The following is a 13542-nucleotide window of genomic DNA, read 5'->3' as shown; positions in this document are numbered from 1 at the left end:
TTACAGAACACAAGGCTTTCAATAAATGAATATCCAAATATCTAGGACGTTTTACGCACTTCATCCAAACGCGATTTAAGCCCTGTTAGATCTTCAAGCAGACGATCAAGTCTCTCACGGGGAACATTGCTATGTTCTTTAATAGCAGCTTTAAATGCACCGCCCTCAACTGCGTTCCGCACAACATCTTGAAGGTCACGAACAGATTTTCCGGCAGTCACAGGAGTCATGTTAAGGCTCTCTTCACTTAGAAGTGTTTCAACCGGTGTAGAGGCAAGATAACGCTGCGCGCCTTTAATTGTCATACCACGCTCGTGCAACAGAATCTGAATAGCACGAATAGTCAGCATATCCTCTGGGCGATAGAAACGTCGTTTATCAGCTCGCTTCATCGGTGTTATCTGTGGAAATTTTGTCTCCCAGAAACGTAGTACATGCGTTTTCAACCCGAGCTCTTTAGCTGCTTCACCAATTGAGCGGAAAGCCTCGGCTGATTTATAGCCGCGTACTTTGCGGCGGCCAGATGTAACTTCGTTAGATAATTTCGCTTTGGTTTCTTGAGATGCGTATGCGATTTCTAGATCGTCATGGACAATCTTAGCTGCAGTGGCGTTCATTATTTTTCCTTAGAAGCAAGCGCAGCTTCCACACGACGACGCATCAGAGGCGACGGTTTAAATGTGACAACGCGGCGCGCGGTGATGGGGGCTTCTTTTCCTGTTTTAGGATTACGCCCGACACGCGCATTTTTGCGCCTTACGACAAAATTTCCGAAACGTGCTAGTTTTACGGAGTTATCCGCGACTAATTCTTCACAAACCATCTCGAGCACTCTCTCGAGATAATCACTAGAATCTTGTCTGGTGAGGCCAACCTCCGACACCAGCTTGTCAACGATATCCGCGCGAGTAATAGTTTTTTCAGTCACGCCAGCAGCTCCCATTTAATAACTAAGCATAACGCGGATTGCTGACTTTGTTAAGAGTGTTCATAATAAAAAATGAATGATTACATTTATTTACTATTCATTAATTAAAGTCGAAACAGTGCAGCGCCCCATGAGAGTCCACCACCGATCGCCTCGATCAGCACTAAATCTCCCTTGTTAAGCTTGCCAGATCTGTTCAACTCACTCAACGCAAGCGGCACAGATGCAGCAGAAGTATTTCCGTGTCTGTCTACAGTAGATACGATTCGATTTTCTTCAATCCCTAGATTTCTCGCAACGGCAGAAAGAATTCTCTGGTTTGCTTGATGGGGCACAATCCAATCAATGTTTTCCAGTCCGATATCAGTATCTTCTACGACCTGACGCACCGATTCGGAAATCTTATTCACCGCATGTTTGAACACTTGGTTTCCGACCATCCGCAAATGCCCAACTGTCTGCGTTGAAGATGGCCCACCATCAACATGAAGCAAATCAACATAGCGACCATCAGTACGCAAATGAGCGCCTAACACACCACTTTCTCCAGCTTCATCAGGGTCTTGTCGCTCCAGCACAACCGCACCTGCGCCATCGCCAAACAAAACGCATGTTCCGCGATCAGACCAATCAATAATGCGGGAAAAAGTTTCTGCACCGATAACAAGAGCGCGTTTAAATTGACCACGCGCCAGATAATTGTCTGCAGTTGCCATCGCGAACACAAAACCAGAGCACACTGCCTGAACATCAAATGCGGCGCCGTTTGTAACCCCAAGTTTTGCTTGGATAATTGCTGCAGTCGCTGGGAAAGTTTTATCAGGTGTCGCTGTCGCACAAATGATTAGATCAATATCATCAACACTTACGCCAGCATCTTTCATAGCAGCATGTGCAGCATGTACACCCAGATCAGACGTAAGTTGATCATCCGCAGCGATGTGGCGCGATTTTATACCTGTACGTTCGGTGATCCACTGATCATCAGTATCTACCATTTTTGACAAATCTTCATTTGTCAAAACGCGTTCCGGCAAATAACCGCCTATACCTGTAACAACAGAACGATACTCAGATTGGAATGTGGTCAATGTCTACTCTGCCGCCTCAGTCTCACTCAAATTTTTCTTTTCATTCTCTTCCACGACCATCTTCAATCGTGCAAGACTTGGTTCGATAAATTCAGCAAAATGGCAACTACCCATATCTGCAGCAACACTGATTGCTTTTTCAAACCCGAATGCATCGGTACCGCCATGACTTTTAACAACAATACCTTTTAACCCAAGAAACACAGCACCATTGGCTTGTCTTGGATCAATTTTTTCTTTCAACCTGTTTAGCGCTGGCTTGGCAATTAAAGCGCCTATTTTTCCAAATAGGCTAGACGTTAGCGATTCCCTTAGGAATTGCCCAATCAACTTCACTGCACCTTCAGCCGTTTTCAAAGCAACATTGCCCGTAAACCCATCAGTCACAATGACGTCGGCTTTACCAAAAGAAATGTCATTGCCTTCAACAAAACCAATATAATTTAGTGTCATTTCAGGTTCGTTCAGCATCGAAGCGGCATAACGCAATGTGTCATTGCCCTTCATGTCTTCAGACCCAATATTTAGCAGCGCAACACTTGGTTCTTTTTTATGATGAACTGCTTTTGCGAAAGCATCTCCCATAATAGCAAACTCAGCCAATTGTTCTGCGTCTGCGGTGATATCAGCCCCAAGATCCAACACGGCGATTAAGCCACGTTCAGTTGGCCAGCTAGCACATAACGCCGGACGATGAATACCTTCCATCGTACGCAGGATCAGCTTTGCCATCGCCATTAATGCGCCTGTATTTCCAGCTGAAACAACAGCCGAAGCCTCTCCCTTTTTAACGGCTTCAATCGCGCCCCACATAGATGTACCTTTACCCTGACGCACAGCTTGCGCGGGTTTAGCTTCCATGGAAACACTTTTATCTGTATGCCTGATTTCCGATCTGGATTTCGCGTGTTGCGTAGCATCCAGAAGAGGCTTCAGAACTGACTCATCTCCGAAAACTAAAAAGCGTGTATCCAGATTAGATTTCGCGAAGCGCTCAATTCCAGCGATGACCATTTGCGCGCCGTCATCGCCGCCCATTCCATCGATAGAAATGACTTGAGTTTCAGTCATTCATTTCGTCCGTTTTACTAACTTTATACCAGCCCTATTATCACGTATAATCAAGTTAGCTAGTCTTTGAATGCCATTCGGCGACTTCTTCAACCTTCGGCCACTCGATTTTACCGCTCAACAAGCTTTCCTCTTTTTGATTATCAAAACTTGCTGCCGCCTCTCCAATATATCTGGTGAGCACTTGAGCAAACCCTGCATCTAAATTGATATTTCTAGTGATTGCGTCCTTTAAAGCATCCGATGAACCAGCGTTCAAAGCATCATCATAAGCTTTTGCGCGTCCGTAAAATGATTCGCCGATAACGCGGACCTTTTTGCCGACCTTCAAATCCCCAGTTCCAATCTCGCGCAGGGCATCGTCAAAACCAGAAAACAATTCGTTGAAAGTATCTTGAGCCAGATCATTTCCAGCATCACCAAATTCCCTAAGCCGGCGTAAAACCAAGGCCGAATGAAGACAAACGACCTCAAACCGTCCCGAAAACGTGTCATCCACTTTACCCTCACCAAAGAAACTTGGTTGGAGGGAATGTTCCATAATCGCCATATGAAGGGCTTCTGGAATGTGTTTTGAGCTTTTTTTTCTAAGAAATATACTTTTCAGCAGTCCCATTTGCTTTACTCCGCTTGCCAAACAATACCTACAACAGCTACCAACGCTTTGACGAGTTGGAGTCCTCATATGGTCAAGTTTAAGATTTTTACAGCCTGTGTCGCAGTTCTTGCGTTAAATGCTTGTCAGGCATCACGTAATTTCCACGGCTATTTGCCCGATCAAGTCCGCCCTGCTGAAATTGAACCTTCAGTTGATACACGTTCGACTGTTATTGCCCGTTTGGGCTCGCCGTCAACAACAAGTATATTCGACGATAACCTTTGGGTCTACATGTCTGCAACACGAGAGCAGCTAACTTACCACCGCCCAAAGGTTGTGAAGCGTAACATTGTGGCTATTCAATTTGATGATTCAGATCAGGTCGTTGATGTTCTCACATACGACCTAGAGGCAGGCGAAGTGATAGACTATGTCTCTCGCGAAACCCCTACACGTGGGCGCCAGCTTGGAATTCTTGAGCAATTATTTGGCACGATTGGCGCAGGTCTACCATCAGGTATTGGTGATGACCTTAATCGCGGCCCCGGGCAATAATAAAACCCGGACCATACGCAAACCCAATTTATATCAAAGCTGCTAGCCTAATTCTTGGCTAGCAACTTGAAGGAATGTAATCGAAGAGAAAGCCTCTTCGCCCAATTCACGATTTACGGTTTCGACAAAGAGCTTTTCAGCTTTTTCTTCATCAATGCGCGTGTAATTTCCTTCAAGGTGGACACTTTGACGATGCGCCGCGCGCAGAACAACGTCGCGTACGATATGCGCCTTTTCACGAAAATCCCATATTCCCTTGCCATCCGCAACGAGCATACGTGCATTCACGTATAAGTAATTTACCAACACACGATCTTTATCAAACACAGGAAAAACCATCGCATTCAGTTCAACTGAGCGATTGATTTCTTTCTCTTCTTTTTTATTGGCACTATCGCCAGCAGCATAAGCTGCACCACTAAATCCGGTCGTGGAAATGGCTAACCCAATTGCACAAAATGCGAATGTTTTTGAAATGGCGCGCATTGAAAAAGACATAGAATTCTCCTGAATTACTATGACAAGCCTAACCCAAAGAGGTTTCAACTCCGTTAGGACTTCGTATTATTTTAGTGATTTAAAACTCTATCAGGATTTGAGTTTACCCTTAAAAATGCTTCCAACCGTCACTTTTTATGGGAATCATTGTTCCATTTGGTCGTTGTAACGACACGCCTTGGCCAGTTTGCATTGTTCCAATCTTGGTTATTTCCAAACCATATTGCAAACTAGCCCGCAAAATGACTGCCTTGGCTTCAGGTGGAGCTGTAAACACAGACTGATAGTCATCGCCTTTCGTTACGAGCTCCAACCTTGAGACCTTTTTTTCAGCTAAACATAATTTAGCTGCACTACTAAAAGGGACTTCATCCAAGTTGATAATTGCTTGAAGATTCGAGGCTTTTGCAATGTGATTAATATCCGCCACAAGCCCATCAGACACATCCGCACTGGCATGAGCAACTTCCGATATCAACTCGGCAATGGCACTGTCTGGAATCTCTGGCACGCGATAGCGCCACGCCAACAAAGCCACATCTTCAGGGCGGCTCAGAGATAATTCACCCATAGCTGCTTTCAGCCCTAAATAGCCATCACCTATAGAGCCTGTCACCCATATATCATCGCCCTGTTTGCCGCCTGACCGCAATATAGGGCCAGTTTGAGGGCAGTGTGCGAGTAAAGTGAGTCCAAGCGTCAATGGGCCTGAAGTGGATGTTGTATCACCGCCCATGAGCGAGATACCCCAATGCTCTAAATCCGCTTTCAGTCCGTCCGCAAATGAACTGAGTTGACGGACATCACGCCCACTAGGCCAAGTTAAAGATAACACCGCCGCCCAGGGCGTTCCGCCTTTGGCGAGGACATCAGAAATATTCACGCGCAGGAGTTTTTGCGCAACTGTTTCAAGCGGATCTTCACTTAAAAAATGCACGCTCTCAACTAAAGTATCGGTCGTGATAATAAGTTGACGCCCAGCAGGTGGGTTTAAGGCTGCAACATCATCTTTCAAACCGAAAGCATCTGGAGATATTGCTAAAGGCGCGAAATAAGTCTTGATCAGATCAAACTCATTCATGCCTCGCCATCCTTAAACTAGATTATAACTGAAACCTTTACCGCTCAGATTTTACGCTGGCTTATCGCGCACATCTTCACGTACGTTTTCAAGCAAGGCATTTATAAAACGCGGTTCCGCATCATCAAAGAAAGCATGTGCGATAGAAACATATTCATCGAGAATAATTTGAGCTGGCAAATCATCGCGTTTCATCAACTCATATACACCCGCACGCAAAATTGCGCGTGAAGTCGCGTCTAAACGTTCTATCTTCCACCCATCAGCAAGACGTTTAACAATCGCTAGATTGATGTCGTCTAAAGATTCAATGACACCTTCGACTGTATTTCGGAAAATTTCGGGATCTGCTGCCTCGATTGGCCGCCCCTCATCATCCAGACCAATACCGTCTTCACAATAATCTTCAATAACAGCACGACCAGCGCGTCCAGTTTGCTCAATTTGATAAAGCGCCTGCACAGCTGCCAAGCGCGCACCTGAGCGGCTTAATTTACGAAGTTTACGCGCTGCATCTTTATCTATTGCCGGTTCATTTGTCATCTACACATCCACATCTGAAAAATGGTGAGATAAATTCACCATAGCAACGCAGGCATCAACAATTTCTTGGCCTTTGTTTTTCTGTTTTCTATCGGCACGCACCCAAGCTTGATCCTGATTTTCAACAGTTAAAACACCAAAGCCTATTGGTGTTCCCAATAATGAAATGTCCATCATTGCACGCGCAGTTTCCCCACAAACATAATCATAGTGAGAAGTTTCACCACGAATAACGCAGCCTAGACCAATAAATCCGTCAAATTCAGCTGCATCCATTGCCATGCGAATAGCTGCAGGAATTTCGAAAGCACCAGGCACTTCTATCGTTTCATAGGTCGCACCAACTCGATCAAGTGCTTCTTCTACACCAGCTTCAAGCTCAAGCACGATCTTCTCATAATAACGTGAAGTTACAATCAAGATGTGAGGGGCAATATCGCTCATCGTCTATTCGTCTCCAGAAAACTTTCGCCATCCCTCTACCGACAATCCGTACCCGTCAAGACCAGGAAGTGAAGAAGGGCCATGATTGCTTATCAAAATCATTTTGCGCACGCCAAGATCTTTTAAGATTTGAGCACCGATACCGTATTCACGCAATGGCGCAGATGGATCAGGCTTCCCATCATCTACACCCCCTAGCCGCGTCACGAGATCAGCTTTCGTTCCCATACGAACAAAGACCGCAACGCCGCTTTCATCAGAATCACCAAGGGTTTTGATGGCTTTTTTGACCATGTCTTCTCGACCACCAGCTTGTCCTAAAACATCGGTGAGAAAATCAACACGATGAACACGCACAAGTGTCGGTTCATCCCCTGATATTCGGCCTTTGACCAAAGCGACATGCTCTGTATCATCAATCGTGTTTTTAAACACGATTAACTTAAACTCACCGCCATAAGCAGATTGGAAATCAGTTTCAATTTTACGCTCAAGGAAACGATCTTCACGGCGACGATAAGCAATCAAATCAGCAATCGTACCAACTTTCAGACCATGAAGTTGCGCAAATGAAACCAATTCCGGCAAACGTGCCATTGAGCCATCATCATTCATGATTTCACAGATGACACCCGCAGGATAAAGGCCGGCTAATCTAGAAATATCGACTGCAGCTTCTGTGTGCCCTGCACGCACAAGAACACCTCCGTCTCGTGCGACAAGCGGAAACACATGGCCAGGAGACACAATATCAGCAGGCCCTTTTGTCGGATCTATCGCCACAGCGATTGTATGGGAGCGGTCATGCGCTGAAATACCGGTGGTCACCCCCTCTTTGGCTTCAATAGAAACAGTAAAAGCGGTCTGCATACTTTCACGGTTTTCTCGTGCCATCATATCTAGATCTAAGCCACGCGCACGTTCGCGATTCATCGAAAGACAGATCAAACCACGACCAAATTTGGCCATAAAATTCACCTGATCGGGCGTCGCAAATTGCGCAGGTATTATTAGATCACCTTCATTTTCGCGATCTTCTGCATCCACAAGGACGTACATTTTACCATTACGCGCATCTTCGATGATCTCTTCGATCGGCGAGATTGCAGTTGAAAAATCTTCTGACATTCAGTTTTTATTCCTTACCGAGCATACGCGCGACATAACGTGCGAGCATGTCTGCTTCCAGGTTCACTTTTCGACCCGGTTTCATTTCACCAATTGTTGTCACTTCCCAAGTGTGAGGAATAACAGCAACTTCAAACCAATCTATGCCATTTTCTATACCAACAGCTGCAATTGTCAGAGACACACCATCAATTGCGATGGACCCTTTTTCAGCAACATATTTAGAAAGTACAGCCGGAATAGAAAAACGAATACGCCTTGAACCACCTTCCGGCGTGATAGACATAACCTCGCCGACACCATCTACGTGACCAAATACAAAATGGCCACCCAGCTTGTCACCCAGCGCTAAACTTTGCTCTAGGTTTACACGCGTTCCGCCGCGCCATTCACCAAGCACAGTACGGTCGAGTGTTTCTTGCACAGCTTCCACATCAAACCAGCAACCTTCATCATTCTGGTCAAAGCCAACAACGGTCAGGCACACACCAGAATGCATTATAGATGCACCCATCTCAATAGAATCAACAGGATAGGCGCTCTCAACTCTAAATCTGCGTACACCATTGTCATCTTTGACATCAGCAATACGACCCAAATCAGTTACAAGACCAGTAAACATGAAGGAAACTTTCTTTTGGGTTCAGAGTTAAGACCGGAGCGTTACTAGGTCTCATTTAGGTGCAGTGCAATAGAATGTCCAATTGATGTATCTAAAGTTTTTTTGAAAAACTTTCCCACACATCTTCACCTAAAACCTCTAGGCGAATACGTTCCCACGCGGAAACTTCATTGAGACTTTCAATCTCCAGAGACGCTAAACAGGCGATTCCATCCCCCCCAATAACTATTGGCGCTCGAAACCATTCTATGTGGTCCACCATATTTGCTTTTAGAAAAGATGCTGCGAGTTTACCGCCACCTTCTAGGAAAATGGATTCGATGCCCTCTTCGGCGCAACGTGCAAGCAGAGCACGTATTGAAACCCCACCTGCTGGCGCAATTGCAAGGCTCCAAACTTCTACGCCTTCAGCAACAAATGGTATCTCGTCTTCTTCTTCCATGTGCAAACCAGACACCAATATCGTGCGATATTCTCTCGCGGTAGTGACGAGTTTATGTGTCATTGGTGTGCGTAAACTGCTGTCGACCACCATACGTATTGGTTGTTTTGTGGGTTCTGGGTCCAGTCTTACTGTTAACATCGGATCGTCAGCCAGAGCTGTTCCAGAGCCGACCAAAACAACATCATGTTGCGCTCTTAATTCATGGACACGCGTTCGCGATTCAGCACCCGTAATCCACTGACTATGACCTGACCGGGTCGCTATGCGACCGTCCATAGATGTCGCAAGTTTTAGCGTGACTTTAGGAAAGACTATGTCACTCATTCTTGATCGGATTCACCTAATTCGGTGTCCAATTCCGCGCCCAATTCTGCCATGTGTTTTTCGATAAAGCGCGCAAAATCTGATGGATTTTTGAAGTCTCGATATACTGAAGCATAGCGAACATATCCTACAGGATCGAGCGTTGATAAGGCTTCCATCACCAAGCCACCAATTTCAACAGATGTGACTTCTTCTTCTGCAGAGCTTTCTAACCGGCGAACAATTCCAGAAATCATTTGCTCGATTTGTTCTTCATCAACAGGACGTTTTTGCAGGGCAATTTTTACGGATCTGGACAATTTTTCGCGATCAAAAAGAGCCTTTTTGCCATCGCGTTTTAAGACCATGAGGTCACGCAATTGCACACGTTCAAAAGTTGTGAAGCGTCCACCGCAAGTTTGGCACCCACGGCGACGGCGCACAGCTGTGTTTTCTTCGGCAGACCGACTATCGCGAACCACTGTATCGCTCGACTGACAAAAAGGACAACGCATATGCTCTCACTTCCTATTATATGCCCATTTCAACTGATTCGCTGAAATGGGCATTTTATTATTGGGTAGTCTAACGCCTAAAGGGCTTGGCCAGCAATTGCACCATCATAGATTGGGAAGCGTGCTGTCATTGCGATGACCTCACTTTTCACACGATCTTCAATCGCTGATGAGTCTTCACCAGACGCAACTGCATCAACAATTTCGACGATCCAACGTCCAACTTGTGTAAATTCGTCAACGCCAAATCCACGCGATGTAGCAGCTGGTGAACCAACGCGAATACCCGATGTTACCATTGGCGGCGCAGGGTCAAATGGAACACCATTTTTGTTACATGTGATGAAAGCACGCTCTAGCGCTTCTTCAGTGTCCTTACCGTTTACGCCTTTCGGACGTAAATCAACCAGCACCACATGCGTGTCAGTTCCACCAGAAACAATATCAAGCCCACCTTCTTTTAGAGCAGCAGCCATGGCTTGCGCATTCGCGATGACTTGTTTTGCATACTCTTTAAATTCTGGTGTCAATGCTTCTCCAAAAGCAACTGCTTTACCCGCAATAGCATGCATCAAAGGACCACCTTGAATACCAGGGAAGATGGCTGAATTCACTTTCTTTGCAATATCTGCGTTATTCGTCAAAATCATTCCACCACGCGGGCCGCGCAATGTTTTGTGTGTTGTTGTTGTTGCGACATCAGCATAATCAAGTGGGTTTGGGTGTTCACCCGCAGCGACTAGACCGGCAAAGTGGGCCATGTCTACCATAAAGAAAGCGCCGACTTTATCAGCAATTGCGCGGAATTTTGCAAAATCAATCTGACGCGGATATGCCGAACCACCGGCAATAATGAGTTGTGGTTTGTGCTCTAATGCTAGCGCTTCCACTTCATCAAAATCAATCAAATGATTGTCTTCACGCACACCATATTGAACAGCATTGAACCATTTACCTGACTGGTTTGGTTTTGCACCATGCGTTAGGTGTCCACCAGCTGCCAAGCTCATCCCAAGTATGGTGTCACCGGGTTTGATCAAAGCTTGAAAAACACCCTGATTCGCTTGTGAACCAGAAGACGGCTGTACATTTACATATTCTGCATTGAACAATTTTTTTGCACGGTCCCGTGCTAAATTCTCTGCAACGTCCACAAACTCACAACCACCATAATAACGACGGCCAGGGTAACCTTCAGCGTATTTGTTTGTTAGGACTGAGCCTTGAGCTTCAAGAACAGCTCTGGACGTAATGTTTTCAGATGCAATTAACTCAATTTGCTGGGTTTGACGCCCAAATTCATCACCAATACTTGCAAATACGTCTGGGTCAGACTCTTTAAGTGATTTTGTGAACAAGTCTTTAGCAGACACAGTCATCGGATTCTCCAAACTTGGGACTAACAATCTTTGCCAAATCAGGTAAGCCTTTGCGCACCAATTGGCAAGTTTCCCGACTTTGAATTTGCCTCAACTCATTTTATAGAAAACAACAACGATTTACTTATAAGTTATTGATCAAAACGAACACTAATACTTGTATAGAGCCAATAAATTTGGCATTGCATGGCAATCAACATTATAAAAATGTCTTTCTGGAAAGAATACATGACAGACGAAATAGAAAATAAACTCCTCTCCCAAAACGAAATCATGCGTATGACATCTGCTATCGTGTCTTCATTCGTTTCAAACAATCCAGTTCCTACGGATAACTTGCCGGATGTTATCAGGTCAGTCCACAAAACCGTAACCAATCTGGCTCAGCCGCAAGAATCAAAGTCTGACGAACGCCCTAAACCAGCTGTTCCCGCCAGCAAATCTATTACTGAAGAATATATTGTTTGTCTCGAAGATGGCAAAAAGCTGAAAATGCTGAAACGTTATCTAAGATCCCGCTACGATATGTCACCCGATGAATACCGCCGGCGCTGGGGATTACCATCCGATTATCCCATGGTGGCCCCAAGCTACACCGCAAGACGTTCTGAATTTGCGAAAAAAATCGGTCTCGGAAAAGGTGGTCGAAAGTCCTAAAATCCGAATCAAATATGCATAACCGTCAAATGCCGATCCGATTATTCATTGGGTCGGCATTTTCATTTCGCACTAAACAATAATTCCGCGACGATTATCTGGCTTTTTAGCTGCTTCCTGAGCTTCTTGTTTTGCGCGATTTTCTGCTTGCCTTTTCCGTACATATGCAAGTTTTTGACGGGAAATCAGTGTAATTTCAGCTTCAGGCGTGTTTACCGGTGCCATAAAAGACACTTCAAGGCCGTCCAATGCATCTATTGCTCGAACTTCCATAGCGTTGCCGACACGTGCAAACTCTAAATATATTTGGCCCGTTTTGCTCATACCCGTCACAATAACGCTATTGGCCAAATGGGACAAATACAAACAAGATTATTTCTGCTCTGAGATAGGTAGAAATATAGATTCCGAACCGTTTACGCGACGCGCTCTAATCCCAATTGCGCCCAAATTGCCAACAATGCAGCAACAAGTTCATCCATCATCTCTTCAGTGTGATTTGGAGACGGTGTAAATCTTAGGCGCTCTGTACCCTTAGGCACAGTTGGATAATTGATTGGCTGAACATAAATGCCAAAATCATGAAGCAAAGTATCGGATAAAGCCTTACAACGCTCAGGATCTGCCACCAACAAAGGAACGATATGTGTTTCTGATTCCATCAATGGCAGTTTTGCATCTTTAAATTTTTGCTTGAGCATGGCCGCAGCCGCTTGGTGACGATTGCGTAAATTACGACCTTCTTCAGAACGTAGTTTACGAATTGAAGTAAGCGCACCAGCAGCAAGCACTGGACATGTAGATGTTGTAAAAATGAACCCTGGAGCCATTGAACGAATAGCATCAATCACCGCAGTTTTGCCGGTGATATAGCCACCCATCACGCCAAACCCTTTGGCTAGCGTACCTTCAATAATATCAATACGGCTGGCTAGGTCATCACGTTCAGAAACACCGCCGCCCTGCTCGCCATATAAGCCAACTGCGTGAACTTCATCGATATATGTCAGAGCTTCGAACTCATCGGCAATATCACAAATTTCTTCTATCGGTGCGATATCACCATCCATTGAATAGACGCTCTCAAAAGCAATAAGCTTTGGTGCATCTGCGGGGTCATTCGCCATCAATGCACGCAAATGATCCATGTCATTATGACGAAAAACACGACGCGCACAGGATGAGCGACGAATACCTTCAATCATGGAAGCATGGTTTAGTGCATCTGAATAAATAATAACGTCCGGTAAAATCTTGGCGATGGTTGATAATGTCGCTTCATTGGACACATAACCAGATGTAAAGAGTAAAGCGCCTTCTTTACCGTGCAAATCGGCTAGCTCTTTTTCAAGATCAACATGATAACGCGTTGTTCCAGATATATTGCGTGTTCCACCAGAACCTGCACCAAAGCTATCAATCGCTTCATGCATCCCATCTAGAACATCGGAATCTTGTCCCATGCCTAGATAGTCATTTGAACACCAAACAATGACATCCTGCTCGCGGCCATCTTCATAACGTGCAGATGCGCGGGGAAATTCACCACGGTGACGTTTCAAATCGATAAAGACCCGGTAGCGGCCTTCAGATCTGATTGAATTTAGCGCATCCTCAAAGGCTTGCAGGTGTCTCATTTTTCTGCGCTCCCAGCTTGGTGCAGCATATTCAAAGGACGCACTTT

At 45.3% G+C, this 13542-nt stretch carries 18 protein-coding genes; 2 read left to right on the top strand and 16 right to left on the bottom strand.

The features are described from left to right. Positions 1–41: 41 nt before the first annotated feature. The 5 genes from HBAL_RS06930 to HBAL_RS06910 form a co-directional block, all read right to left on the bottom strand. Positions 42–617 carry a MerR family transcriptional regulator gene (locus tag HBAL_RS06930; protein WP_015827228.1) on the bottom strand — a complete coding sequence of 192 codons (576 nt, stop codon included), beginning with the start codon at positions 615–617 and terminating at the stop codon, positions 42–44. Beyond that, on the bottom strand, positions 617–928 hold the full coding sequence (locus HBAL_RS06925; RefSeq protein WP_015827227.1) for an integration host factor subunit alpha: 312 nt from the start codon (positions 926–928) through the stop codon (positions 617–619). The genes HBAL_RS06930 and HBAL_RS06925 overlap by 1 nt, the downstream gene beginning before the upstream one ends. A gap of 104 nt (positions 929–1032) precedes the next feature. Next, positions 1033–2019, bottom strand: a complete 987-nt coding sequence (locus tag HBAL_RS06920) for a beta-ketoacyl-ACP synthase III (protein ID WP_015827226.1) — start codon at positions 2017–2019, stop codon at positions 1033–1035. Positions 2020–2022: 3 nt separating this feature from the next. Then, on the bottom strand, positions 2023–3090 hold the full coding sequence (plsX, locus tag HBAL_RS06915; RefSeq protein ID WP_015827225.1) for a phosphate acyltransferase PlsX: 1068 nt from the start codon (positions 3088–3090) through the stop codon (positions 2023–2025). A 55-nt stretch (positions 3091–3145) separates the two neighbouring features. After that, positions 3146–3706, bottom strand: coding sequence for a ubiquinol-cytochrome C chaperone family protein (locus HBAL_RS06910; RefSeq protein WP_015827224.1), 561 nt, complete (start codon positions 3704–3706; stop codon positions 3146–3148). Between the two features lie 69 nt (positions 3707–3775). Here HBAL_RS06910 and HBAL_RS06905 point away from each other — a divergent pair, with 69 nt between their 5' ends. After that, a complete protein-coding gene (locus HBAL_RS06905) occupies positions 3776–4243 on the top strand; it encodes an outer membrane protein assembly factor BamE (RefSeq protein ID WP_015827223.1) in 468 nt (155 codons plus the stop codon). Positions 4244–4285: 42 nt separating this feature from the next. On the opposite strand, the gene HBAL_RS06900 is transcribed toward HBAL_RS06905, so the two are convergent. The 9 genes from HBAL_RS06900 to glyA all read right to left on the bottom strand — a co-directional run bounded on the left by HBAL_RS06900 (position 4286) and on the right by glyA (position 11201). After that, positions 4286–4741, bottom strand: a complete 456-nt coding sequence (locus HBAL_RS06900; protein ID WP_015827222.1) for a hypothetical protein — start codon at positions 4739–4741, stop codon at positions 4286–4288. Positions 4742–4850: 109 nt separating this feature from the next. Further along, positions 4851–5822, bottom strand: coding sequence for a thiamine-phosphate kinase (gene thiL / locus HBAL_RS06895; protein ID WP_015827221.1), 972 nt, complete (start codon positions 5820–5822; stop codon positions 4851–4853). A gap of 51 nt (positions 5823–5873) precedes the next feature. Further along, a complete protein-coding gene (gene nusB / locus HBAL_RS06890; protein ID WP_015827220.1) occupies positions 5874–6365 on the bottom strand; it encodes a transcription antitermination factor NusB in 492 nt (163 codons plus the stop codon). Beyond that, the gene (gene ribH, locus HBAL_RS06885; protein WP_015827219.1) at positions 6366–6809 is read right to left on the bottom strand and encodes a 6,7-dimethyl-8-ribityllumazine synthase; all 444 of its coding nucleotides are present in this window, start codon (positions 6807–6809) and stop codon (positions 6366–6368) included. Between the two features lie 3 nt (positions 6810–6812). Beyond that, a complete protein-coding gene (ribB, locus tag HBAL_RS06880; protein WP_015827218.1) occupies positions 6813–7937 on the bottom strand; it encodes a 3,4-dihydroxy-2-butanone-4-phosphate synthase in 1125 nt (374 codons plus the stop codon). 7 nt (positions 7938–7944) lie between these two features. Next, positions 7945–8559 (bottom strand): riboflavin synthase, encoded by a 615-nt coding sequence (locus HBAL_RS06875; RefSeq protein ID WP_015827217.1) that lies wholly within the window; start codon positions 8557–8559, stop codon positions 7945–7947. A 91-nt stretch (positions 8560–8650) separates the two neighbouring features. Continuing rightward, positions 8651–9328: a RibD family protein gene (locus HBAL_RS06870; protein WP_041301463.1), complete on the bottom strand. Its 678-nt coding sequence runs from the start codon at positions 9326–9328 to the stop codon at positions 8651–8653. Then, on the bottom strand, positions 9325–9822 hold the full coding sequence (gene nrdR / locus HBAL_RS06865) for a transcriptional regulator NrdR (RefSeq protein WP_015827216.1): 498 nt from the start codon (positions 9820–9822) through the stop codon (positions 9325–9327). Before nrdR ends, HBAL_RS06870 begins: the two co-directional genes overlap by 4 nt. 77 nt (positions 9823–9899) lie before the next feature. Further along, positions 9900–11201 (bottom strand): serine hydroxymethyltransferase, encoded by a 1302-nt coding sequence (glyA, locus tag HBAL_RS06860; RefSeq protein WP_015827215.1) that lies wholly within the window; start codon positions 11199–11201, stop codon positions 9900–9902. Between the two features lie 228 nt (positions 11202–11429). Between glyA and HBAL_RS06855 the strand changes: the two genes are divergently transcribed. Continuing rightward, entirely contained in the window at positions 11430–11858 is a 429-nt protein-coding gene (locus HBAL_RS06855; protein ID WP_015827214.1) for a MucR family transcriptional regulator, read from the top strand. A gap of 72 nt (positions 11859–11930) precedes the next feature. Here the strand turns inward: HBAL_RS06855 and HBAL_RS06850 are convergent, their stop codons facing one another. Then, positions 11931–12182, bottom strand: coding sequence for a DUF6898 family protein (locus HBAL_RS06850; protein ID WP_015827213.1), 252 nt, complete (start codon positions 12180–12182; stop codon positions 11931–11933). A gap of 92 nt (positions 12183–12274) precedes the next feature. Then, on the bottom strand, positions 12275–13495 hold the full coding sequence (gene hemA / locus HBAL_RS06845) for a 5-aminolevulinate synthase (RefSeq protein WP_015827212.1): 1221 nt from the start codon (positions 13493–13495) through the stop codon (positions 12275–12277). Positions 13496–13542: the final 47 nt, after the last annotated feature.

Source organism: Hirschia baltica ATCC 49814 (assembly GCF_000023785.1).
Classification (GTDB): domain Bacteria; phylum Pseudomonadota; class Alphaproteobacteria; order Caulobacterales; family Hyphomonadaceae; genus Hirschia; species Hirschia baltica.
Note: the sequence above shows the minus strand (reverse complement) of the source record. Positions and strands in the feature narration are given on the sequence as shown.

Bases quoted from the DNA above. Each gene is read 5' to 3' on its own strand.
- HBAL_RS06855 (WP_015827214.1), top strand. From the start codon at position 11,430: ATGACAGACGAAATAGAAAATAAACTCCTCTCCCAAAACGAAATCATG.
- thiL (WP_015827221.1), bottom strand. From the start codon at position 5,822: ATGAATGAGTTTGATCTGATCAAGACTTATTTCGCGCCTTTAGCAATA.
- plsX (WP_015827225.1), bottom strand. From the start codon at position 3,090: ATGACTGAAACTCAAGTCATTTCTATCGATGGAATGGGCGGCGATGAC.
- HBAL_RS06875 (WP_015827217.1), bottom strand. From the start codon at position 8,559: ATGTTTACTGGTCTTGTAACTGATTTGGGTCGTATTGCTGATGTCAAA.
- nusB (WP_015827220.1), bottom strand. From the start codon at position 6,365: ATGACAAATGAACCGGCAATAGATAAAGATGCAGCGCGTAAACTTCGT.
- HBAL_RS06900 (WP_015827222.1), bottom strand. From the start codon at position 4,741: ATGTCTTTTTCAATGCGCGCCATTTCAAAAACATTCGCATTTTGTGCA.
- nrdR (WP_015827216.1), bottom strand. From the start codon at position 9,822: ATGCGTTGTCCTTTTTGTCAGTCGAGCGATACAGTGGTTCGCGATAGT.
- ribB (WP_015827218.1), bottom strand. From the start codon at position 7,937: ATGTCAGAAGATTTTTCAACTGCAATCTCGCCGATCGAAGAGATCATC.
- ribH (WP_015827219.1), bottom strand. From the start codon at position 6,809: ATGAGCGATATTGCCCCTCACATCTTGATTGTAACTTCACGTTATTAT.
- HBAL_RS06905 (WP_015827223.1), top strand. From the start codon at position 3,776: ATGGTCAAGTTTAAGATTTTTACAGCCTGTGTCGCAGTTCTTGCGTTA.
- HBAL_RS06930 (WP_015827228.1), bottom strand. From the start codon at position 617: ATGAACGCCACTGCAGCTAAGATTGTCCATGACGATCTAGAAATCGCA.
- hemA (WP_015827212.1), bottom strand. From the start codon at position 13,495: ATGAGACACCTGCAAGCCTTTGAGGATGCGCTAAATTCAATCAGATCT.
- glyA (WP_015827215.1), bottom strand. From the start codon at position 11,201: ATGACTGTGTCTGCTAAAGACTTGTTCACAAAATCACTTAAAGAGTCT.
- HBAL_RS06870 (WP_041301463.1), bottom strand. From the start codon at position 9,328: ATGAGTGACATAGTCTTTCCTAAAGTCACGCTAAAACTTGCGACATCT.
- HBAL_RS06850 (WP_015827213.1), bottom strand. From the start codon at position 12,182: ATGAGCAAAACGGGCCAAATATATTTAGAGTTTGCACGTGTCGGCAAC.
- HBAL_RS06910 (WP_015827224.1), bottom strand. From the start codon at position 3,706: ATGGGACTGCTGAAAAGTATATTTCTTAGAAAAAAAAGCTCAAAACAC.